At 63.7% G+C, this 19,796-nt stretch carries 16 protein-coding genes; 9 read left to right on the top strand and 7 right to left on the bottom strand.

What is annotated here, in order from left to right; all coding sequences use genetic code 11:
* The first annotated feature begins 3 nt into the window (after nucleotides 1-3).
* The 7 genes from nuoL to BRX37_RS12445 all read left to right on the top strand — a co-directional run bounded on the left by nuoL (nucleotide 4) and on the right by BRX37_RS12445 (nucleotide 8,714).
* Nucleotides 4-2,085, top strand: coding sequence for an NADH-quinone oxidoreductase subunit L (gene nuoL, locus BRX37_RS12475; RefSeq protein WP_125987329.1), 2,082 nt, complete (start codon nucleotides 4-6; stop codon nucleotides 2,083-2,085).
* Nucleotides 2,085-3,638, top strand: coding sequence for an NADH-quinone oxidoreductase subunit M (locus BRX37_RS12470; protein WP_007714750.1), 1,554 nt, complete (start codon nucleotides 2,085-2,087; stop codon nucleotides 3,636-3,638). Before nuoL ends, BRX37_RS12470 begins: the two co-directional genes overlap by 1 nt.
* A complete protein-coding gene (nuoN, locus tag BRX37_RS12465) occupies nucleotides 3,638-5,074 on the top strand; it encodes an NADH-quinone oxidoreductase subunit NuoN (RefSeq protein ID WP_004211750.1) in 1,437 nt (478 codons plus the stop codon). Before BRX37_RS12470 ends, nuoN begins: the two co-directional genes overlap by 1 nt.
* Nucleotides 5,071-5,784 (top strand): biotin--[acetyl-CoA-carboxylase] ligase, encoded by a 714-nt coding sequence (locus BRX37_RS12460; protein WP_125987327.1) that lies wholly within the window; start codon nucleotides 5,071-5,073, stop codon nucleotides 5,782-5,784. Before nuoN ends, BRX37_RS12460 begins: the two co-directional genes overlap by 4 nt.
* A 10-nt stretch (nucleotides 5,785-5,794) precedes the next feature.
* Nucleotides 5,795-6,577, top strand: a complete 783-nt coding sequence (locus BRX37_RS12455) for a type III pantothenate kinase (protein ID WP_125987325.1) — start codon at nucleotides 5,795-5,797, stop codon at nucleotides 6,575-6,577.
* Nucleotides 6,574-8,211: a ribonuclease J gene (locus BRX37_RS12450; protein WP_037507521.1), complete on the top strand. Its 1,638-nt coding sequence runs from the start codon at nucleotides 6,574-6,576 to the stop codon at nucleotides 8,209-8,211. The genes BRX37_RS12455 and BRX37_RS12450 overlap by 4 nt, the downstream gene beginning before the upstream one ends.
* A 233-nt stretch (nucleotides 8,212-8,444) precedes the next feature.
* A complete protein-coding gene (locus BRX37_RS12445; protein ID WP_125987323.1) occupies nucleotides 8,445-8,714 on the top strand; it encodes a DUF1467 family protein in 270 nt (89 codons plus the stop codon).
* A 285-nt stretch (nucleotides 8,715-8,999) separates the two neighbouring features.
* Here the strand turns inward: BRX37_RS12445 and BRX37_RS12440 are convergent, their stop codons facing one another.
* Nucleotides 9,000-9,410 carry an immunity 70 family protein gene (locus tag BRX37_RS12440; protein WP_026108722.1) on the bottom strand — a complete coding sequence of 137 codons (411 nt, stop codon included), beginning with the start codon at nucleotides 9,408-9,410 and terminating at the stop codon, nucleotides 9,000-9,002.
* 616 nt (nucleotides 9,411-10,026) lie between these two features.
* Nucleotides 10,027-11,202, bottom strand: coding sequence for a vWA domain-containing protein (locus BRX37_RS12435; protein WP_125987321.1), 1,176 nt, complete (start codon nucleotides 11,200-11,202; stop codon nucleotides 10,027-10,029).
* Nucleotides 11,203-11,348: 146 nt separating this feature from the next.
* Between BRX37_RS12435 and BRX37_RS12430 the strand changes: the two genes are divergently transcribed.
* Complete coding sequence (locus BRX37_RS12430) at nucleotides 11,349-12,713, top strand: methyl-accepting chemotaxis protein (RefSeq protein WP_206434157.1); 1,365 nt, start codon at nucleotides 11,349-11,351, stop codon at nucleotides 12,711-12,713.
* Here BRX37_RS12430 and BRX37_RS12425 read toward each other — a convergent pair.
* A complete protein-coding gene (locus tag BRX37_RS12425) occupies nucleotides 12,701-13,555 on the bottom strand; it encodes a DUF817 domain-containing protein (RefSeq protein WP_125987317.1) in 855 nt (284 codons plus the stop codon). The genes BRX37_RS12430 and BRX37_RS12425 overlap by 13 nt on opposite strands.
* A 121-nt stretch (nucleotides 13,556-13,676) precedes the next feature.
* On the opposite strand from BRX37_RS12425, the gene BRX37_RS12420 reads away from it, so the two are divergent.
* On the top strand, nucleotides 13,677-14,546 hold the full coding sequence (locus BRX37_RS12420) for a hypothetical protein (RefSeq protein ID WP_125987315.1): 870 nt from the start codon (nucleotides 13,677-13,679) through the stop codon (nucleotides 14,544-14,546).
* Between the two features lie 60 nt (nucleotides 14,547-14,606).
* Here BRX37_RS12420 and BRX37_RS12415 read toward each other — a convergent pair whose 3' ends face one another.
* The 4 genes from BRX37_RS12415 to rpoD all read right to left on the bottom strand — a co-directional run bounded on the left by BRX37_RS12415 (nucleotide 14,607) and on the right by rpoD (nucleotide 19,792).
* Entirely contained in the window at nucleotides 14,607-15,653 is a 1,047-nt protein-coding gene (locus tag BRX37_RS12415; RefSeq protein ID WP_125987313.1) for a hypothetical protein, read from the bottom strand.
* A gap of 250 nt (nucleotides 15,654-15,903) precedes the next feature.
* On the bottom strand, nucleotides 15,904-16,749 hold the full coding sequence (locus tag BRX37_RS12410; protein WP_010337204.1) for an AAA family ATPase: 846 nt from the start codon (nucleotides 16,747-16,749) through the stop codon (nucleotides 15,904-15,906).
* A 99-nt stretch (nucleotides 16,750-16,848) separates the two neighbouring features.
* On the bottom strand, nucleotides 16,849-17,532 hold the full coding sequence (locus BRX37_RS12405) for a DUF6975 family protein (RefSeq protein WP_125987311.1): 684 nt from the start codon (nucleotides 17,530-17,532) through the stop codon (nucleotides 16,849-16,851).
* A 220-nt stretch (nucleotides 17,533-17,752) separates the two neighbouring features.
* Nucleotides 17,753-19,792, bottom strand: a complete 2,040-nt coding sequence (gene rpoD, locus BRX37_RS12400) for an RNA polymerase sigma factor RpoD (RefSeq protein WP_004211766.1) — start codon at nucleotides 19,790-19,792, stop codon at nucleotides 17,753-17,755.
* Nucleotides 19,793-19,796: the final 4 nt, after the last annotated feature.

Below are 19,796 nucleotides of genomic sequence, written 5' to 3'. Positions count from 1 at the left end.
CCCATGATCCAGCTTATCGTCCTTCTCCCGCTGCTTGCTGCAGCCATCGCCGGCCTTGGCAACAAGGCCCTGGGCAAGATCCCGGCGAAGATCGTCACGACCGGCGCGCTGTTCGCAGCCTGCGCCATGTCCTGGCCGATCTTCATCAGCTTCCTGACCGGCCACGCCGAACCCTATGTTGCGCCCGTCTTCACCTGGATCGAAAGCGGCAGCTTCGACGCCCAGTGGGCGCTGCGGGTCGACACCATGACGGCGGTCATGCTGGTGGTCATCACCAGCGTGTCCAGCCTGGTCCACCTCTATAGCTGGGGCTATATGGACGAAGAGCCGGATCAGCCGCGCTTCTTCGCCTATCTCTCGCTCTTCACCTTCGCGATGCTGATGCTCGTGACCGCGAACAATCTGCTGCAGATGTTCTTCGGTTGGGAAGGCGTGGGTCTGGCTTCCTACCTGCTGATCGGTTTCTGGTTCCGCAAGCCGAGTGCAAACGCGGCCGCGATCAAGGCGTTCGTCGTCAATCGCGTCGGCGACCTTGGCTTCATGATGGGCATTTTCGGCACCTATCTGGTGTTCAATACCATCTCGATCCCGGAAATCCTGGAAATGGCCCCGTCGATGGCGGGTTCGACCATCGGCTTCCTGGGCCACCGCTTTGACACCATGACCGTGCTCTGCCTGCTGCTGTTCATCGGCGCGATGGGCAAGTCGGCGCAGCTCGGCCTTCACACCTGGCTTCCCGACGCGATGGAAGGCCCGACCCCGGTGTCGGCGCTGATCCACGCGGCCACCATGGTCACCGCTGGCGTCTTCATGGTCTGCCGCCTGTCGCCGATGTTCGAAATGTCGCCGACCGCGCTGACCGTGGTCACCTATGTCGGCGCCGCCACCTGTCTGTTCGCCGCCACCGTCGGCACCGTGCAGACCGACATCAAGCGCGTCATCGCCTATTCGACCTGTTCGCAGCTGGGCTACATGTTCTTCGCGGCCGGTTGCGGCGCCTATGGCGCGGCGATGTTCCACCTCTTCACCCATGCCTTCTTCAAGGCGTTGCTGTTCCTGGGCGCCGGCTCGGTCATCCATGCGATGCACCATGAGCAGGACATGCGCTACTATGGTGGCCTGCGTAAGAAGATCCCCGTGACCTTCTGGACCATGACGCTCGGCACGCTCGCCATCACGGGCGTCGGCCTGCCGCTCGTCGGCGTCGGTTTCGCTGGCTTCTATTCGAAGGACGGCATCCTCGAAGCGGCCTTCGCTTCGGGCGGTGCAGGCATTGGTGCCTATTATGTCGGCGTGTTCGCCGCGCTGCTGACCAGCTTCTACAGCTGGCGCCTGGTCTTCCTGACCTTCTTCGGCAAGCCGCGCTGGACCCAGTCCGAGCATATCCAGCATGCGCTGCATGACGATCACGGCCACGGCCATGACGATCATGGGCATGCCGGCCATGGTCATGACGATCATGCCCACGCGCACGCCGATCATGGCCATGACCATCATGCCCATGACGCTGGCGACGGCACCGGTGGCTACCATCCGCATGAAAGCGGCCTGGTCATGCTGATCCCGCTGCTGGTGCTCAGCCTGGGCGCCGTGTTCGCCGGCTTCGTCTTCCACGACCAGTTCATTGGTCCGGAAGGGGGCATCGAGTTCTGGAAGGGCGCCCTGGCGTTCGACAGCCACCTGATGCACGCCGCGCATGAAGTGCCGACCTGGGTCAAGTTCGGTCCGTTCACCGTGATGCTGACCGGCCTGGTCATTGCCTGGCTCGCTTACATCAAGAACACCGACTGGCCGCAGCGCTTCGTCGCCACCTTCGGCGCCCTGCACCAGTTCCTGCTCAACAAGTGGTATTTTGACGAGCTGTACAATTTCCTGTTCGTCAAGCCCGCCTTCGCCATCGGCCGCTTCTTCTGGCAATTCGGTGACGTCGGCTTCATCGACCGCTTCGGCCCCAACGGGCTGGCTGCTCTGGTCGTGCAGGGCAACAAGATCACCCGTCGGCTTCAGTCCGGCTACCTCTACACCTATGCGCTGGTGATGCTGATTGGCCTCGCCGCGGCTGCAACCTGGGCGATGACACGATAATGGACGGCTTCCCCATCCTCTCCCTGATGATGGCAGTGCCGATGGCTGGTGCCATCGCCTGCCTCTTCGCTGGCGCCAATAATGCGCGCTGGATTGCGCTGATCGCCACGCTGGTCGATCTGGTCCTGGGCATCGTCCTGTGGGTCAATTTCGATCAGTCGGGCGCAGGCGCCCAGTGGCAGTTCACCGAATATGCGCCGATCTTCGGCCGCTTCGCGTGGGCGCTCGGGATCGACGGCATCGCCTTGCTGCTGATCGCGCTGACCGTGTTCCTGATGCCGATCTGCATCGGCGCCAGCTGGAACGCGATCAACAAGCGCGTCGGCGAATATATGGCGGCGTTCCTGTTCATGGAGGTGCTGATGATCGGCGTCTTCACCGCGCAGGATCTCTACCTCTTCTACATCATGTTCGAAGCCGGCCTGATCCCGATGTATCTGATCATCGGTATCTGGGGTGGTGCGAACCGTATCTACGCCTCGTACAAATTCTTCCTCTACACGCTGCTCGGCTCGGTCCTGATGCTGATCGCGATGATGTGGATGGTGCATGAGGCCGGCACGACCCGCATTCCCGACCTGATGGCCTATAATTTCGATCCGAAGATCCAGATCTGGCTGTTCCTCGCCTTCTTCGCCAGCTTCGCGGTGAAGATGCCGATGTGGCCGGTCCACACCTGGCTGCCCGACGCGCACGTTCAGGCGCCGACCGCCGGTTCGGTCATCCTGGCAGGCGTGCTGCTGAAGATGGGTGGCTACGGCTTCATCCGCTTCTCGTTGCCGATGTTCCCGGAAGCTTCGGCGCAGCTCGCGCCCTGGGTCTGGGGCCTGTCGATGGTCGCCGTCGTCTATACCAGCCTCATCGCGCTGGTTCAGTCGGACATGAAGAAGCTGATCGCCTATTCGTCGGTCGCGCACATGGCGATCGTCACCATCGGCCTGTTCGCCTTCAACCAGGCGGGCCTGGAAGGCGCGATGATGGTCATGCTGGGCCACGGCCTGGTGTCGGGCGCGCTGTTCCTGTGCGTCGGCGTCATCTATGACCGCCTGCACACTCGGGAAATCAACCGCTATGGTGGCCTCGCGATCAACATGCCGCGCTACGCCGTGCTGTTCCTGCTCTTCACCATGGCTTCGGTCGGTCTGCCGGGCACCAGCAACTTCGTCGGTGAATTCCTGTCGCTGATGGGCATCTATCAGGTTTCGACCTGGGCGGCGCTGATCTGCACCACCGGCATTATCCTGGGTGCGGCCTATATGCTCTACCTCTATCGCCGCATCTGCTACGGCGATCAGGTGAACGCCGATGCCGCCGCCATGCCCGACCTGTCGGCGCGTGAAATCTGGCTGCTCGCCCCGATTGCCGCGGCGGTGCTCTGGATGGGCGTCTATCCGGAAAGCTTCCTGGCCCCGATGCGTCCCGACATCCGCGCGCTCGAAGCGCGTCTCGCCCCTGCGGCTCCCGCAGGAGATTCCCAGATCAAGATGGGTGCGCCCAAGCCGGTAGGCGAGGGCCATCATGAAGAAGCCGCTGCGCACGGGGAGGCGCACTAATGATCGAAACCGCTTCCCTTCTGGCCGTACTGCCGGAACTCATCCTCACCGGCTCCGGCCTGGTGCTGATGCTGATCGCCGCCTTTGGTGGTGACCGCTCGACCCATGCCGTCAACTGGCTGGCAGTGCTGGCACTGCTCGCCGCCGGCCTCAGCCTCTGCACCTCGATGGCGCATGGCCCGGTCGCATTCGACGGCCTGGTCCGTGCCGACGCCTTCTCGGTCTATGCCAAGGCGCTGATCTATGGCGCGGCCGGTGCGGCCATCCTGCTGGCCCCGCGCTTCTTCGCCACCGGCGGCGCGCTGCGTCCCGAATATGCCGTCCTGATCGTCTTTGCCGCGATCGGCATGGGCATGATGGTCTCGGCCGGCGACATGCTGACGCTCTATGTCGGCCTGGAAATGAACAGCCTCGCATCCTACGTGCTGGCCAGCTTCATGCGCCAGGACGAAAAATCGTCGGAAGCGGGCCTGAAATATTTCGTGCTCGGTTCGCTGGCCAGCGGCATCCTGCTCTACGGCATCTCGCTGCTCTACGGCTTCACCGGTTCGACCGCGTTCGACGGCATTGCCATCGCCATGGGCGACGGCGTGTCGAAGGGCGAACTGTTCGGCCTGGTCTTCGTGCTCGCGGGCCTCGCCTTCAAGATCAGCGCCGTGCCGTTCCACATGTGGACGCCCGACGTCTATGAAGGTGCGCCGACCCCGGTCACCGCCTTCTTCGGCAGCGCGCCGAAGGTTGCCGCCATGGGCCTGATGGTCCGCGTCGCGATCGAAGCGCTTGGCCCGGCCGGCCTCGACTGGCAGCAGATCATCATCTTCGTTGCGCTCGCCTCGATCCTGTTCGGTGCGGTCGCGGCGATCGGCCAGACCAGCATCAAGCGTCTGATGGCCTATTCGTCGATCAACAATGTCGGCTTCGCGCTGGTCGGCCTTGCCGCCGGCACGCCCGCCGGCGTCGCCGCGACGATGAGCTACATGGCGATCTACGTCGTCATGACCATCGGCGCCTTCGCCTGCATCCTCCAGATGCGTGATGCCGACGGCAAGCCGGTCGACACGATCGCCAGCCTCGCCGGCCTGTCGCAGTCGCGCAAGGGCCTGTCGGCCGCCTTCGCGATCTTCATGTTCTCGATGGCCGGTATCCCGCCGCTGTTCGGCTTCTGGGCGAAATTCCTGGTGTTCGATGCCGCGGTCGCCGCCAACCTGACCGCGCTCGCCGCCTTCGGCATCGCCATGTCGGTGATCGGCGCCTTCTATTATCTCAAGATCATCAAGACGATCTATTTCGACGAGCCGGCCGCGCCCTATGAGGCGAAGGGCGGGGCGGTCGAGAATATCATCATGGCCGCCTGCGCCATCGTGATCGTCTTCGGTTATCTGCTCAACCCGCTGCTGGACAAGGCCAGCGCGGCTGCGGCGGCTTCGCTGTTCTGACGCAGTTTCGCACCGTAGAAGAAACCGGCTCCACCAATGCCGACATGCTGGCATTGGCGGAGCAGGGTGAAACCGAGGGCCTCTGGCTGCGCGCAAAGCGACAGTCCGGAGGCCGCGGTCGTTTGGGCCGGGCGTGGGAAAGTCCGGTCGGCAATCTCTATTGCTCCACCCTGATCCGGCTGCAGCCGGGCGACCCGATGGCGCACACGCTGGCGCTGGTCGCGGCGAACGCCGTCCATGCGCTGGTCGCGCCGCTCTGTGCCGGACAGGCGCGGATCAAATGGCCCAATGACATATTGGTCGACGGCGCGAAGATCGCCGGTATCCTGCTGGAACGCACCGGCGATGCCGTGGTCGTCGGCATCGGCATCAACGTCACCCATTTCCCGCAAGGGCTCGACCGTCCGGTCACCAGCCTCGTCGCGCAAGGCGCGATCGGGGAGGGGGCGGACGCCGCTGCGCTGCTGGAGCGCCTCGCGCAGCTTTTCGGCCATTGGCTGGCGATCTGGCGTGCCCAGGGGCTTGATCCGGTGCGCACCCACTGGCTGCTCAATGCCCACCCAACCGGCACGCCGATGCGTGTCGTTCAGCCCGATGGCGACGTGGTGGAGGGCGGCTTCGGCACGCTCGACAGCCAGGGCATGTTGATCCTGCGCTTGGCGAATGGCGATACCCGTGCCATTCATGCCGGCGATATCTTTCTCATCTGAGGGTTCGGCCATGCTTCTCGCGATCGACGCGGGCAACACCAATGTCGTTTTCGCGCTGCTCGACGGGCGTGAGATCAAGACGCGCTGGCGCATCGCCACCGACCCGCGCCGCACCGCCGACGAATATGCCGTGTGGCTGAACCAGCTCTTGATGCTGGAAGGCTATGCCATGGCCGATGTCGACGCGGTGATCGTCGCCACGGTCGTGCCGCGCGCGCTCCACAATCTTCAGGTGCTGGCCGACAAATATTTCAAGACGACCGCGCTGGTCGCCGGCCAGTCGCCGGTCGACTGGGGCATCGAGCTGGACGTGGCGGAACCCGCCTCGGTCGGCGCCGACCGGGTTGTAAACGCGATCGCGGCCCACCATCTTTATGATGGCGACCTGATCGTGATCGATTTCGGCACGGCGACCACCTTCGACGTGGTGGACTATCGCGGCGCCTATAAGGGCGGCATCATCGCGCCGGGCATCAACCTGTCGCTCGATGCGCTGGTGGCTGCCGCGGCCAAGCTGCCCCGCATCGCGATCGCCCCGCCAGAGAACCGATCGGTTATCGGTCGGACCACGGCCGACGCCATGCTGATCGGCGTCTTCTGGGGCTATGTGGCGATGATGGAGGGGCTGGTCGCCCGGATGCGGGCCGAGATCGGCCGCCCGACCAAAGTGATTTCGACCGGAGGACTCGCCGTCCTCTTCAATGACAATAGCGATATTTTCGATGCGATAGCGCCCGACCTGACGATCCAGGGCCTCGCATTGCTGTACGAACGGAGTTTACAGACAGAATGACACCCAAGGACGAGCTGCTCTTCCTGGCCCTCGGCGGCTCGGGCGAGATCGGCATGAACGTCAATCTTTATGGTTGCCAGGGCAAATGGGTCATGGTCGATCTCGGCCTCACCTTTGCCGACCCGCTTTATCCCGGCGTCGAGCTGGTGCTGCCCGACCTTGCCTTCATCGAGGAGCGCAAGGACGACCTGCTCGGCATCGTGCTGACCCACGGCCATGAAGATCATATCGGCGCCATCCCCTATCTGGCGGCGGACCTGGGCGTGCCGCTCTATGCCACGCCCTTCACCGCGGGCCTGATCCGGCTGAAGCTGGAAGAGGAAGGCCTCACCAAGGAGGTCAAGCTCCACGTCATCGAGAATGAAGGCAGCTTCAATCTCGGCCCGTTCGGCTTCCGCTACGTGCCGCTGGCCCATTCGATCCCGGAGGGCAATGCCGTCCTGATCGACACGCCGCACGGCCGCATCTTCCACACCGGCGACTGGAAGCTGGATGCCGCCCCGCTGCTCGGCCAGCCCTCCACGCCGGAGGAACTGACCGCGATCGGCGATGAGGGCGTGCTGGCCCTGGTGTGCGACAGCACCAATGTCTTCAATCCAGAACCGTCGGGTTCTGAAAGCACGGTGCGCGATGGCCTGATGCAGACCGTCGCGGCGGCCAAGGGCCGCGTGCTGGTCACCACCTTCGCCTCCAACGCCGCGCGCGTGCAGACGCTGGGTGAGGTTGCGGCCGCCACCGGGCGCAAGCTGTGCGTCGCCGGTCGCTCGCTCGACCGCATCATCAGCACCGCCAAGGCCGCCGGTTATCTCAAGGATTTCCCGCCGCTGGTCGACTGGGACGATGCGATGGACCTGCCGCGTTCGGAAGTGATGTTCATCGCCACCGGCGGCCAGGGCGAGGCGCGCGCCGCGCTCTCGCGCATCGCCTTTGACAGCCACCCGATCAAGCTGGCCGAGGGCGACACCGTCGTCTTCTCGTCCAAGCAGATTCCGGGCAATGAAATCGCGATCGGCCGCATCCAGAATGCGCTGGCGACCAAGGGCATCATCATGGTGACCGACCGCCAGGCCGAAGTCCATGTCTCGGGCCATCCGGGCCGTCCGGAACTGGAATCCATGTATCGCTGGATCCGCCCCGCCATCCTGCTGCCGGTCCATGGCGAACGCCGCCACATGGCGGAACAGGCGCGGCTTGGCCTCGCCACCGGCATCCCCGATGCGGTGGTCCAGTCGAACGGCGACCTGTTGCGGCTGGCACCGGGCAAGCCGACGATCATCGGCCATGAGGATACCGGCCGTCTGGTGCTCGACGGCGACGTCATCCTGCCTGCCGACGGCGCGACCATGAACGAACGGCGCAAGCTCGGCCTGCACGGCCAGATCAGCGTCGCCGTGGCGCTCGACGCGAAGAACCGCCTGATCGGCGAACCCGTGCTGCGCACCCAGGGCGTGCCGGTGGAGGAAGACAAGGACGCCTTCCTCGCCGAAGCGGCCGAGGAAGCGGCGGCAGCCGTCGCCAAGGGATCTATGGAGCAGGAAGCCCTGCGCGAACGCCTGCGCCTCGCCGTGCGCCGCACCGCGACGCGCTGGACCGGCAAGAAGCCGATCGTCGACGTGCTGCTGATCCGCGCATGATATGAGAGTGCCGTTCGCCATCCTGCGGGAGCAAGGCGAACGGCGCTTTCGCTGACAGCCGGAAGCCGAAAAAGTAGAGCCTGATTCACGCCATCGGTGAAAGCGCAAAGCGCTTCCACCTCAAACGATCAGGCTCTAGGCTCGGGCTGATCAAAATTGAATCGTCATGGCGCGCGAAGTGCCGCGATGACGGGAGAGGATAGGGGCATGCGCTGCAATAACGGGCGGGCCGGATGAACTGGTACGCCATCTTCGCCATCTATGTGCTGTTCTGGGTGATCAGCGCTTTCCTCGTCCTGCCCTTCGGCCTGCGCACGCCCGACGAGACGGGCGAGGTGCTGCTGAAAGGCCAGGCGGACAGCGCCCCCAGCAACTTCCGCCCCGGCCGCATCATGCTCCGCGCTACCCTGCTCTCGGCCGTTCTGTTCGGCCTCTATTACGCCAATTATGTGCAGGGCTGGGTCACGATCGACAATATCCCCGGCCTCCATCCGCCGCGCTGAGCGGCGGGCTATGTACCGGCGGCGCGGGCAAAACCGATGCCGGGGAAGCGCCACGCAGGGATGGCAAACGACCGCCTGTTTTTCCTCCCGTCATCCCCGCGGAGGCGGGGATCCATCTCGCCAGCGTGGGACCAGAGAGAAGGTTCGGAGATAGATTCCCGCCTACGAGAGAATGGCGGGGAAGGGTGGTTAAGGGCCTGTCGGGTTTTGGAGAAGTGAACGCCGCTACTAGCTGACGCTGCGCGGTAAATATCGCTTGGGAAGAGTTGCCGCAATTATTGACCTTCAATAACGCACAATCTCGGCTACTTTTCGCTCATCACGCGACGCTTCCAGCGCCTCTTGTAGAACGTCGATCAAATCGCGACCTGTCGATGTCACAAAGTAATTCGCGAGGCTGGTTATGTCCGCCGATATCTCGTTGCCCCAAGGCGGCACCTTGGCTCGATCTTCTATATCCCAGATTACTCGATCAGGCGAGAAGGCCGCAAACTCCGAACGGATATCAGCCAGTTCGGCGAGAGCGACTGGCGCTTGATCACATGGCAGTTTCCCCTCGTAGAGGTGCATTAGCGACGGAAAGCGTTCACCCCATCGCCCCTCCAGCCTGCCACTCACGGTCGAGTAAAAGGAATGAAAGAAGTCGCCAGTGCCGATTTCATCGGTGATGCTGCCGACCTTGATACCGACTGTCATGCCCATTCCTCCTTCTGCGCCGCTATCCCGCACAACGGCCGATTTCCAACAAATTTCGTCATTCAGTGTCGAACCAGCCATCTGAATGAGTGGCTGGTTTCAGGGATTAGGATAATCTGGCGGAACGTCCACGAATGTTCGCTAGCTTCCATCCCCATCCCGTCATGCCGGGCTTGACCCGGCATCCCGCTTTTCTTGCTTTGCAAGCGCGACCCGACCAAGGCCGCGCTCCCTCTGTCCTATTCGGCCCGTTCATGATCTAATCCAGCCATGAACAGCCGTCTCTCTCGCAAGCATGTCCAGAATTGTCGCGCCGCTGTCGCGTCCCTGTCGCCTGACTGTCGCGTCGGTGGTGCGGGACGGTGACCCTGATCGTGCCCCAATAGTCGCGTCACAGGCGCGTGGGTGTCGCGTCGCGGGCGCGTGACAGGTGCTAAAGGCCCTAAATGGCCCGACGACACTGTGAACTTCGGGCCGAAATAAACTGTCGCGTCATTCGCCCGACACGCCGACCCTCAAGGCGGCAAATTCGCGCTGTCCTACACCACGCCCCTCAGCCACAATGCACACGGCTCTTTGACCTGTCGGATATGCCCGCGTGTCGTGGAGAGCGCCCCTACCGCTTGCGCGTCAGCTCCCGCATCGCCTCGTCCAGCCCCTCCAAGGTCAGCGGATACATGCGCTCGTTCATCAGGTCGCGGATGATGCGGGTGGACTGGCTGTAGCCCCAATGTTCCGCCGGCGCGGGGTTCAGCCACACGGTCGCGGGATAGGTATGGGCAACGCGCTGCAGCCAGACGGCACCGGCTTCCTCGTTCATATGCTCCACCGACCCGCCGGGATGGCTGATCTCATAGGGGCTCATCGCCGCGTCGCCGACGAAGATCACCTTATAATCGTGGCCATATTTGTGCAGCACGTCCCAGGTCGGGATGCGCTCGGCAAAGCGGCGGCGATTATCCTTCCATACGCCTTCATAGAGGCAGTTATGGAAGTAGAAGAATTCCATATTCTTGAATTCGCTGGTCGCGGCCGAAAACAGCTCCTCGCACAGCTTGATATGCGGGTCCATTGATCCGCCCACGTCCAGGAACAGCAGCAGCTTGACCGCATTGTGCCGCTCGGGCCGCATCCGGATGTCGAGCCAGCCCTGACGCGCGGTACCGCGGATCGTGGCGTCCAGATCCAGTTCGTCGGCCGCGCCCTCCCGCGCAAAACGCCGCAGCCGCCTCAGCGCCACCTTGATATTGCGGGTGCCGATCTCGCGATTGCTGTCCAGATTGGCGAATTCGCGCTTTTCCCACACCTTGATGGCGCGCTTGTGTCGGCTTGTCCCCCCGATCCGCACGCCTTCGGGATTATAGCCGCCATGGCCGAAGGGGGACGTGCCGCCGGTGCCGATCCACTTGCTGCCGCCCTGGTGGCGCTCCTTCTGTTCCTCCAGCCGCTCCTTTAGCGTCTTCATGATCTCGTCCCAGTCGCCCAGCGACTTGATCTTCTCCATCTCCTCGGGGCTGAGGAACTTTTCCGCGACCAGGCGCAGCCATTCCTCGGGTATCTCCGCCTCGACCCCGTCCTGGCCCAGCAGGCCCTTGAATACCTTGGCGAAGACCTGGTCGAACCGGTCGATCAGCCCTTCATCCTTCACATAGGTGGCGCGGGCGAGATAATAGAAATCCTCGGGCCGCCGCTCGATCACGTCGCGGTCCAGCGCTTCGAGGAGCAGCAGATGCTCCTTGATGCTGGCGGGGATGCCGGCGGCGCGTAGCGCGTCGAGGAAATTGAGCATCATGGTGCCGATCTTGTCGGCCAGCGCGCCGGGCGATGCAAGCGCCGGGCGGATCGCATTGGCGAAATATTAAGTGTTGCGCCGCACGGTAAACAGTTCAGTATTCATTATGACAGTTAAGTTGCGGGGGCGGCTTGGAAAACGGAGAATTGTTGGCTGACCTGGGGGAACGGTCGGGCGACATAGCATTGCAATGCAGCGAAACCGCTGGATTTCTGGGTGAAGTGAACCGCCGGATCCAGGGCGATTCGGCGCGCCTGTCGGACCTGCAGGCAAACATGCAGACGCTGACCGCCAGCCAGAATGAGAGCGTGGCGGCGGCCCAGGAACTGAGCCTCACCGCCGGGCGCGCCGGACGCATCATCGCCGAGGGGCATGATGTCATCACCCTGTCGCTGGGCGAAGTGGCGGGGCTGGTCGAGCATGTCACCGGCCTCGAAGGCCATCTGCGCCAGTTCCTGCAGGTGATCGAGGCGGTGGGCGGCATTTCCGACCAGCTCGGCACGATCGCCCGCCAGACCCGCCTGCTGGGCGTCAACGCAGCGATCGAGGCCGCGCGCGGCGGCGAGGCGACGATGGGCTTTGCCGTGGTGGCGGAGGAAATCCGCCGGCTTGCCGAGCAGGCGGCCGAATCCTCGGCCTCGGTCGGCAGCAAGCTTGGCCAGCTCGACCGCGATGCTCGCCATCTGATCGGCGGGGTGGAGGCGAATATCCAGCGCGGCCGCGACGTCGGCACCCATATCGACCAGCTGCGCCTGTCGATGGCGGAAATCGCCTCGCTGGTGACCCAGTTCGGCGAGCGCTCCAGTGCGATCGTCGCCTGCACCGATGAGGCGGACGCCCATGTCGCGGCGCTGGATCAGGGGCTGGCGCTGTTCGGCCGCTCCTCGACCGAGAGTGCGGGACGTGTCGACATGGCCCGCGACAAGATCGAGACGCTGGAGAGCCTGGCCAACGACATGCTCAACACGGCGGCGCAGAGCCGGCTGCGCACCCGAAACAGCCATTATATCGCGCTGGCCGAGGATGGCGCGGCCGAGGTCGCGGCGCTGATCGAGGATGCACTGGCCCGCGGCGAACTGTCGCAACAGGCGCTGTTCGATCGCAGCCATCGACCGATCGCGGGGTCTGAACCGACCCAGTATCAGACCGGTTTCACCGCCTATGCCGATCTGCGGGTGCGGCCGTTGCTCGACCGCCATACCGCGAAGGACGCGACCATCATCGGTTGCTGCCTCATCGACATGGACGGCTATCTGCCCACCCATATCAGCGCGCGTAGCCAGCCGCAGCGCCTCGGCGACCCGCGCTGGAACATGGAGCATGCCCGCAACCGGCAGATATTCATGGACGCCCAGACCCGCCGCGCGCTCGACGGCGACGACGACTTCTACCTCTTCACCTATCGCCAGAATCTGGGGGAGGGGCGTTATCGGGCGTTGCGCAGCGTGTTCGTGCCGCTGCGCTTCGCCGGGCGGCGCTGGGGTCTCTATGAGGTCGGCTATCTGATCTGATCCACCCGCCTTATGCCATGGATCAGCGAGACCAGCACGAAGGAGATGATCATCAGCAGATACCAGGCGCCCAGCTTCATCAGGCTGACCATCTCCCATCCATGGCGCTGGCTGGGGTAGGTCCAGGCATTGGCGAAGGTGCCGATATTCTCCGCCAGCCAAATGAACAGCGCGACCAGGAAGAAGCCGAGCAGCAATGGCATCCGCCGTGGTTCCCGCCAGGGCGTGAACCAGATCCAGCTGCGCCCGAACAAAAGGATGGCGCCCACGAACAGGGCGATCCGCACATCGGGTAGCCAGTGATGGGCGAAGAAATTGACATAGATGGCGCTCGCCAGCAGCACCGTCGCCCGGACCGGCGGATAGCGGCTGAACCCGAAGTCGAAGATGCGCCAGACCCGCGCGATATAGCTGCCGACGGCTGCATACATGAAGCCGGAAAAGAGCGGAACGGCGCCGATATGGAGCAGGCTTGCCTCGGGATAGACCCAGCTTCCCGCATGGGTCTTGAACAATTCCATGATCGTGCCGATCAGGTGGAAGGCGCAGATCACCAGCGCCTCGCGCGGACTTTCCAGCCGCAGGGCCAGCATCGCGATCTGGATCGCGACTGCGGCCAGGGTCAGGAAATCATAGCGATGCAGCGGCGCGCCGGCGGGATAGAATAGATGGGTCGCGAGCAGCAGCGTCAGCATCAGTCCGCCGAACAGGCAGGCCCAGCCCTGCTTGAAGCCGAATAGCAGGAATTCATAGGCCCAGGCGCGTGGCCCCGCCGCGACGCGGACCGATTCCAGATGGGCGCGTATCCGCGCAAAGCGGGTCGCGCCCGTGGGGTCGTTCATGTCCCCATGTCTAGCGCGCCATGGCTCGGACGCCAATCATTCCGGCCCCGACGAAAGGGCTTTGCAGCGCGCGCATGATCGTTAAGCTGACGGAACGACAAAAAATGAGGAGAGGCTGCCGATGGCGGGACGGCGATGGACGCGGGGTCTGGCTTTGGCGTTGCTCGGCGCTTCGGGCGCGGCGCTGGGGGCCGATACGCCCCAGCAGGCCGAGGACGAGATCGTCGTGATCGCCGCCCGGATGAAGATCATCAACATCGAATATGCGCTTCGTGGCCCCTGGCTCAAGGCCTGCAATCTCGACGGGACGACCGGCACGCCGGCCGCCGACCGGGCGATCTGCATGTTGCTGCAGCAATGCCTGCTTGACGGGAAGACAAGGCGCGAAGAGGCCAAGCAATGCGTCAACGCCCGGATCGATGATCTCGCCAATCATCGTGGTGCCCTGCCTGCGCTGGTGAGCGAGGCCGCGCTTGAAACCGCCGCTGCCGGGCAGGATGTACAAGCGGACGACGCGGAAAAATCCGACGCGATCATCGTCACCGGCGCGCGCCATGTCATCAATTCGGGCCTGTGGCGCTTTACCGAGATCGGCACCTATGTAAGCAGCATGTCCGGACATCATCCGCCCGGCACCCGCCAGTGGGAGGCCTGCATCCCCGATCGCCGCGATGACCTGGCGATCCGCTATGCCGTGGAGGGGCCGCCCCTGCCGGCTGGGGCCGGTGGCCCGCATGGATGCCGCCAATGGCGGGTCACCGTGTCAGGGCGCAAATTCGAGGGGCGACTATATTGCGGCCGTGCGCATGGCGGCTTTTCCTATGGCAGGATGAACGGAACGGTCACGGGCGATGCGCTGGAGGCATCTGCCGAACACAAGACTGTTGGCGGACGCGGGCCGCGCGGGAAGGGGCCCGAGAAGCCGCGCTTCTTCGGGAGCCTGAAGACGGAATTGTCGGGGGAACGCGTCGGCGTGTGCCCCGGTCGCTGATCGGAAGCGAAAGGGCGCTCCGGATAATGTCCGGAGCGCCCAGGATTTTCTAAAACCGCCTCAGTTGGGCTTGCGTGCCCCCTGGCTGATCGTCACCTCGCCATTGGCGGCATAGACTGCCGTCGCTTCGGCTTGGGCCGTCTGGGGATCCTTGCCATCGAGGATCGCGGCGATCTGGCGGCCGCTGGGCACCTTGTCATAGACGCCGTAAAGGTCAGTCTGGCCGACCATATGGATCGACAGTTGATAGCCAAGGTCGCGGGTGGCGGGATCGAAGGCGAGAACGGTGCCGCTATCGTCGACCGGCACGATGATCGCGCCATCGCTGCGCCCCGTCTGCTGCAGCATGTCATAGCTGCCCTGCGCGGTCTGGACGGTGCCGCGAATGCACAGATTATCCTTGCCCTCGCGCGGGATGCGGACTTCCTGTGGCACGGGCTGGCCGGCGGTGCCGCTGGGCACGGCCTTGGTCAGGCGCGCGTCGCCGCCATCGCCGGTCGGGCAGGCGCCAAAGCTGGCCGGGCTGGTCGCGTGCAGGCTTGTCGCATCGTCGAATTTCAGGCCGGCCAGCATGCCGTCCAACCCGGCCAGCACTTCGGCGCGGCGTTCGGTCGGCCCGGTGACGCGCAGCTTCACCATCCAGCGTCCGGCATGGGCGAAGGCGGCCGCCGTGGTCAGCGCGCCATCGGCGGCATCGTCATAGACGGCGCGGATGGCCGTGCCCGCGCGGCCGCCGGCGGCGACGCTGTCATAAGCGGTGCGATGGGTCTTGCCGCCGAACCGCTCCATAACCGCCTTGTCGGTCATGTAAGCGGCGAGTGAAGCGTCGGCATAGGCCGGCAGATAGACATAGAGGGTCGCCTGGATGGCGCCATCCTGCGAAATATATTGGGCGTAATTGTCGATGCCCTTGCCGCCGTTCGATACTTCGCCGCTCTTGGTCAACGACAGGCTGGCGACCGTCTGCGGCAGGCTGATGCCGGCGGCGGTGGCACGTATGGCAGTATCACTGGGCGTCCATGCCTCGATATCGTCCGCCGCCTGCGCCAGCGAGGGCAGGGCCAGGCAGAGAGCCATCGAACATAGGAACAACGCACGTCGGGGCATTGGCATCCTCTCTCTCGATCCAGACCGTCTTGGCGCGGCCTTGAATGACAGAGGATCAGAAAATCACGGATTCCGCAGGGGCGCAAGCCGCCTTCACGCTGGTGGTGCTATTTGCCCCGGAAATTGTGGCAATTGCGGGGCGTGACAGGCCCATTGCGGCGCAGCATCAGTCGGGATGACGCCTTCGGGCACGCGCCGGCCGGGTGCGCCCAGCGTCAGGATCGCGATTCGGCCAGGCTGGCTGGCGGCCTCAGCGCCCCTGGCGTCGCGCCATGAAGGCCAGCCGTTCGAACATCATGATGTCCTGCTCATTCTTGAGCAGCGCGCCGTGTAGTGGCGGGATCGCCTTGGTCGGGTCGGCATTCTGCAACACGTCGAGCGGCATATCCTCGTTCAGCAGCAGCTTCAGCCAGTCGAGCAATTCACTTGTGCTGGGCTTCTTCTTGAGGCCGGGCACTTCACGAATGTCGTAGAAAATGTCCATCGCCCGGCTGACCAGCATCTTCTGGATGCCGGGGAAATGGACATCGACGATCGCCTGCATCGTCTCGCGATCCGGGAATTTGATATAGTGGAAGAAACAGCGGCGCAGGAAGGCGTCGGGCAGTTCCTTCTCGTTGTTCGAGGTGATGATGACGACCGGCCGTTCCTTGGCCGCGACCGTCTCGCCGGTTTCATAGACATGGAAGGCCATGCGATCGAGTTCCTGCAACAGGTCGTTGGGAAATTCGATATCGGCCTTGTCGATCTCGTCGATCAGCAGGACGGGCAGGGTGGGGGAGGTGAAGGCCTCCCACAGCTTGCCCTTGCGGATATAGTTGGCGATGTCATGGACCCGCTCGTCGCCCAGTTGGCCGTCGCGCAGGCGGGCGACCGCATCATATTCATACAGGCCCTGATGCGCCTTGGTCGTCGACTTGACGTTCCATTCGATGAGGGGGGCGTTAATGGCCTTGGCGATTTCCTGGGCCAATACGGTCTTGCCGGTGCCCGGTTCGCCCTTCACCAGCAGCGGCCGGCGCAGCAGCACTGCGGCATTGACCGCGACCTTCAGATCGTCGGTGGCGACATAATCCTGGGTGCCCTCAAAGCGCATGGCTTTCTTCCGCTCCATCATTGCTGGAGGACCGGACTAGGCAAAGCGGGATTGGGGCGCAACGCGTTTGTGCGTTGCGGCAAGCGGTGGGGCGATGGATCAGGCCGGTTGCTGGCGACGGATGGCGGCGCGCGCCTCCAGCACATCCCACAGACCGCCATGCTGGGCCAGCAGCTGGCGCATGCCGAACTGGATCGCGCGATCAACGGCTGGATCGCCACCAATGGCGCGCGCCACGTCCAGCGTTGCCCGATGATCGGGCAAAGAGCAGGGAACCGGTTCGATGCCCGCACGAAGCGCGGCAATGTCCAGCAGCTTGCGCACGGCGCGCCAGTCCAGCACCAGCGCGATCGCCGCGCCCATGGCGCAACCGCGCCGGTCGGACTGGGCCAGCATGTCGAGCGCATGGCGCTGCTGACTGACGATGGTTTCGCAACTGCTCTGGCCCGCCGTGCTGGGGGCGGGGCCAGCGGCCACGGTGACCTGGGTCAGATAGGCGCGCTCCCGCGCAAAGGCGTCGGCGGCCTCGATCAGCCAGCGGCGCGCGGCATTGTCAACCGAGCGGGTGGCTGCGTGATCGATCACGCCGGGATGGCGACCATGGAGCAGGCAGAGATAATAGGCGGCATCGGCAAGGTCGGGCAGGCCAAGGCCATCGCGCGCACGCACGTCCTGGCTCGCCTGGGCCAGATAGCTGTGGCTATAGCTGCCATCGGCCCGAACCAGCATGTCCAGGATTTGCGCAATATCGTCGCCCCGGCGCAGCGCCGTCACTTCGCTCATAGAAATTTCCCTGTGGCAACGGCGTAAGGGGCGCCGCTGGGCACAATCTAGGGCAAGGTGCGTAAACGCCGGGTTAAACTTGTCGCTTCGGCTGGTCGCAAATGTGGCACCAATGGTCTAGGCCGTTATGGTTAACAAATGATGCTATCGTCTTGAAAAACAAAAGGCCCGGCTGGAATGTCCGGCCGGGCCCTTGTTTGAAGCGATAATCTGACCGGATTTACTGGTCGAGGAAGCTGCGCATCTTGCGGCTGCGGCTGGGGTGCTTCAGCTTGCGCAGCGCCTTCGCCTCGATCTGACGGATACGTTCGCGGGTCACGCTGAACTGCTGGCCCACTTCCTCCAGCGTGTGATCGGTGTTCATGCCGATGCCGAAGCGCATGCGCAGCACGCGTTCCTCGCGCGGGGTCAGGCTGGCAAGGACGCGGGTGACCGTTTCCTTGAGGTTCGCCTGGATCGCCGCATCCACCGGGATGATCGCATTCTTGTCCTCGATGAAGTCGCCCAGGTGGCTGTCTTCCTCGTCGCCGATCGGCGTTTCGAGCGAGATCGGCTCCTTGGCGATCTTCATCACCTTGCGCACCTTTTCGAGCGGCATCGACAGGCGCTCGGCCATTTCCTCCGGCGTGGGCTCGCGGCCCTGCTCGTGCAGGAACTGGCGGCTGGTGCGGACCAGCTTGTTGATCGTCTCGATCATGTGGACCGGGATGCGGATGGTCCGCGCCTGGTCCGCGATCGAACGGGTGATCGCCTGCCTGATCCACCAGGTCGCATAGGTGCTGAACTTGTAGCCGCGGCGATATTCGAACTTGTCCACGGCCTTCATCAGGCCGATATTGCCTTCCTGGATAAGATCCAGGAACTGCAGGCCGCGGTTCGTGTACTTTTTCGCGATGGAGATGACGAGGCGCAGGTTCGCCTCGACCATTTCCTTCTTGGCGATGCGCGCTTCACGCTCGCCCTTCTGCACCATGTTCACGATGCGGCGGAATTCGCTGAGCGACATGCCGGTCGCCTGGGCGATCTCGCTCACTTCGTTGCGGATGCGTTCGACGGCGCGGCCTTCGGCAGCGGCAAAGGCGGCCCATTTCTTGTCGAGGCCCTGCACCTTTTCCAGCCAGGCATCGTCCAGCTCATGGCCCATATAGCGCTCGAGGAAGTCCTTGCGGCTCACCTTGTGGCGCTCGGCCAGGCGCAGCATCTGACCACCCAGCGCGGTCAGGCGCCGGTTATAGGCATAGAGCTGGTCAACCAGATATTCGATCTTCTGCTGGTGGAACTGGACGCTCTCGACCTCGGCGGTCAACTGCTCGCGCAGCTCATGATAGCTGTCCTCGGCCTTCTGGCTCAGGCTCTCGCCATTGGCCATGGCGACCATGCGCGATTCTTGGGCCTTGGAGAAGGCGCGGAAGATTTCGGTGATGGTCGCGAACTTCTCCAGCGCCATCGGCTTCAAAGTCTCTTCCATCTGGGCGAGGGACAGGGTGTTGTCCTCTTCCTCGTCCTCCTCGCGGCGGGCGCGGGGCGCACCATCCTCGTCCTCGTCGCCGTCGGCGGATTCCTCCTCCGGCTCTTCCTCTTCCTTGAAGCTGGGACCGGCGGTCTTCTCGCTGATCTCGCCATCATCATCCTCGGCGCCTTCCTCCATATTTTCAGGAGCAGGATCCTTGGACAGCATGGCGTCGAGATCGAGGATCTCGCGCAGCTGCATCTCGCCATTGTTGAGCGCGGTCGACCATTCGATGATCGCGTTGAAGGTGGTCGGGCTTTCGCACAGGCCCAGGATCATCGTGTCGCGACCGGCCTCGATGCGCTTGGCAATGGCGATTTCGCCCTCGCGGCTGAGCAGTTCGACGGCGCCCATCTCGCGCAGATACATGCGGACGGGATCGTCGGTGCGATCGACCGTTTCCTTCTTCTTCTCGGTGACGAGCTTGGGGCCGTCATCGTCGCTCGAATCATCGTCGGCGTCGTCGGCTTCCTCGCGCTCGCGCTGCTCGTCGCCGTCTTCGCTCGCCTCTTCATTCTCGACGATGTTGACGCCCATTTCGTTGAGCGCCGACATGATGTCCTCGATCTGCTCGGAGGACATCTGGTCCTGGGGCAGGGCGTCGTTCAGTTCGTCATAGGTGATGTAGCCGCGCTTCTTCGCGCGGGCGATCAGCTTCTTGACGGACGCTTCGTTGAGGTCGAGCAGGGGGGCATCGCCATCCTCGCCATCGCCCATCCCGCCATTCTTGCTGTTCGCCTTGGTCGCCATCTAT

The organism is Sphingomonas sp. S-NIH.Pt3_0716 (assembly GCF_003950715.1).
Classification (GTDB): Bacteria; Pseudomonadota; Alphaproteobacteria; order Sphingomonadales; family Sphingomonadaceae; genus Sphingobium; species Sphingobium yanoikuyae_A.
The sequence above is the reverse complement of the archived record's forward strand: the minus strand, read 5'-3'. Positions and strand labels throughout refer to the sequence as shown.

Coding starts and splice junctions, on each gene's coding strand:
- BRX37_RS12435 (WP_125987321.1), bottom strand. CDS start 11,202: ATGATGCTCAATTTCCTCGACGCGCTACGCGCCGCCGGCATCCCCGCC.
- BRX37_RS12455 (WP_125987325.1), top strand. CDS start 5,795: ATGCTTCTCGCGATCGACGCGGGCAACACCAATGTCGTTTTCGCGCTG.
- BRX37_RS12450 (WP_037507521.1), top strand. CDS start 6,574: ATGACACCCAAGGACGAGCTGCTCTTCCTGGCCCTCGGCGGCTCGGGC.
- BRX37_RS12440 (WP_026108722.1), bottom strand. CDS start 9,410: ATGACAGTCGGTATCAAGGTCGGCAGCATCACCGATGAAATCGGCACT.
- BRX37_RS12445 (WP_125987323.1), top strand. CDS start 8,445: ATGAACTGGTACGCCATCTTCGCCATCTATGTGCTGTTCTGGGTGATC.
- BRX37_RS12425 (WP_125987317.1), bottom strand. CDS start 13,555: ATGAACGACCCCACGGGCGCGACCCGCTTTGCGCGGATACGCGCCCAT.
- rpoD (WP_004211766.1), bottom strand. CDS start 19,792: ATGGCGACCAAGGCGAACAGCAAGAATGGCGGGATGGGCGATGGCGAG.
- BRX37_RS12415 (WP_125987313.1), bottom strand. CDS start 15,653: ATGCCCCGACGTGCGTTGTTCCTATGTTCGATGGCTCTCTGCCTGGCC.
- nuoN (WP_004211750.1), top strand. CDS start 3,638: ATGATCGAAACCGCTTCCCTTCTGGCCGTACTGCCGGAACTCATCCTC.
- BRX37_RS12410 (WP_010337204.1), bottom strand. CDS start 16,749: ATGCGCTTTGAGGGCACCCAGGATTATGTCGCCACCGACGATCTGAAG.
- BRX37_RS12470 (WP_007714750.1), top strand. CDS start 2,085: ATGGACGGCTTCCCCATCCTCTCCCTGATGATGGCAGTGCCGATGGCT.
- nuoL (WP_125987329.1), top strand. CDS start 4: ATGATCCAGCTTATCGTCCTTCTCCCGCTGCTTGCTGCAGCCATCGCC.
- BRX37_RS12405 (WP_125987311.1), bottom strand. CDS start 17,532: ATGAGCGAAGTGACGGCGCTGCGCCGGGGCGACGATATTGCGCAAATC.
- BRX37_RS12420 (WP_125987315.1), top strand. CDS start 13,677: ATGGCGGGACGGCGATGGACGCGGGGTCTGGCTTTGGCGTTGCTCGGC.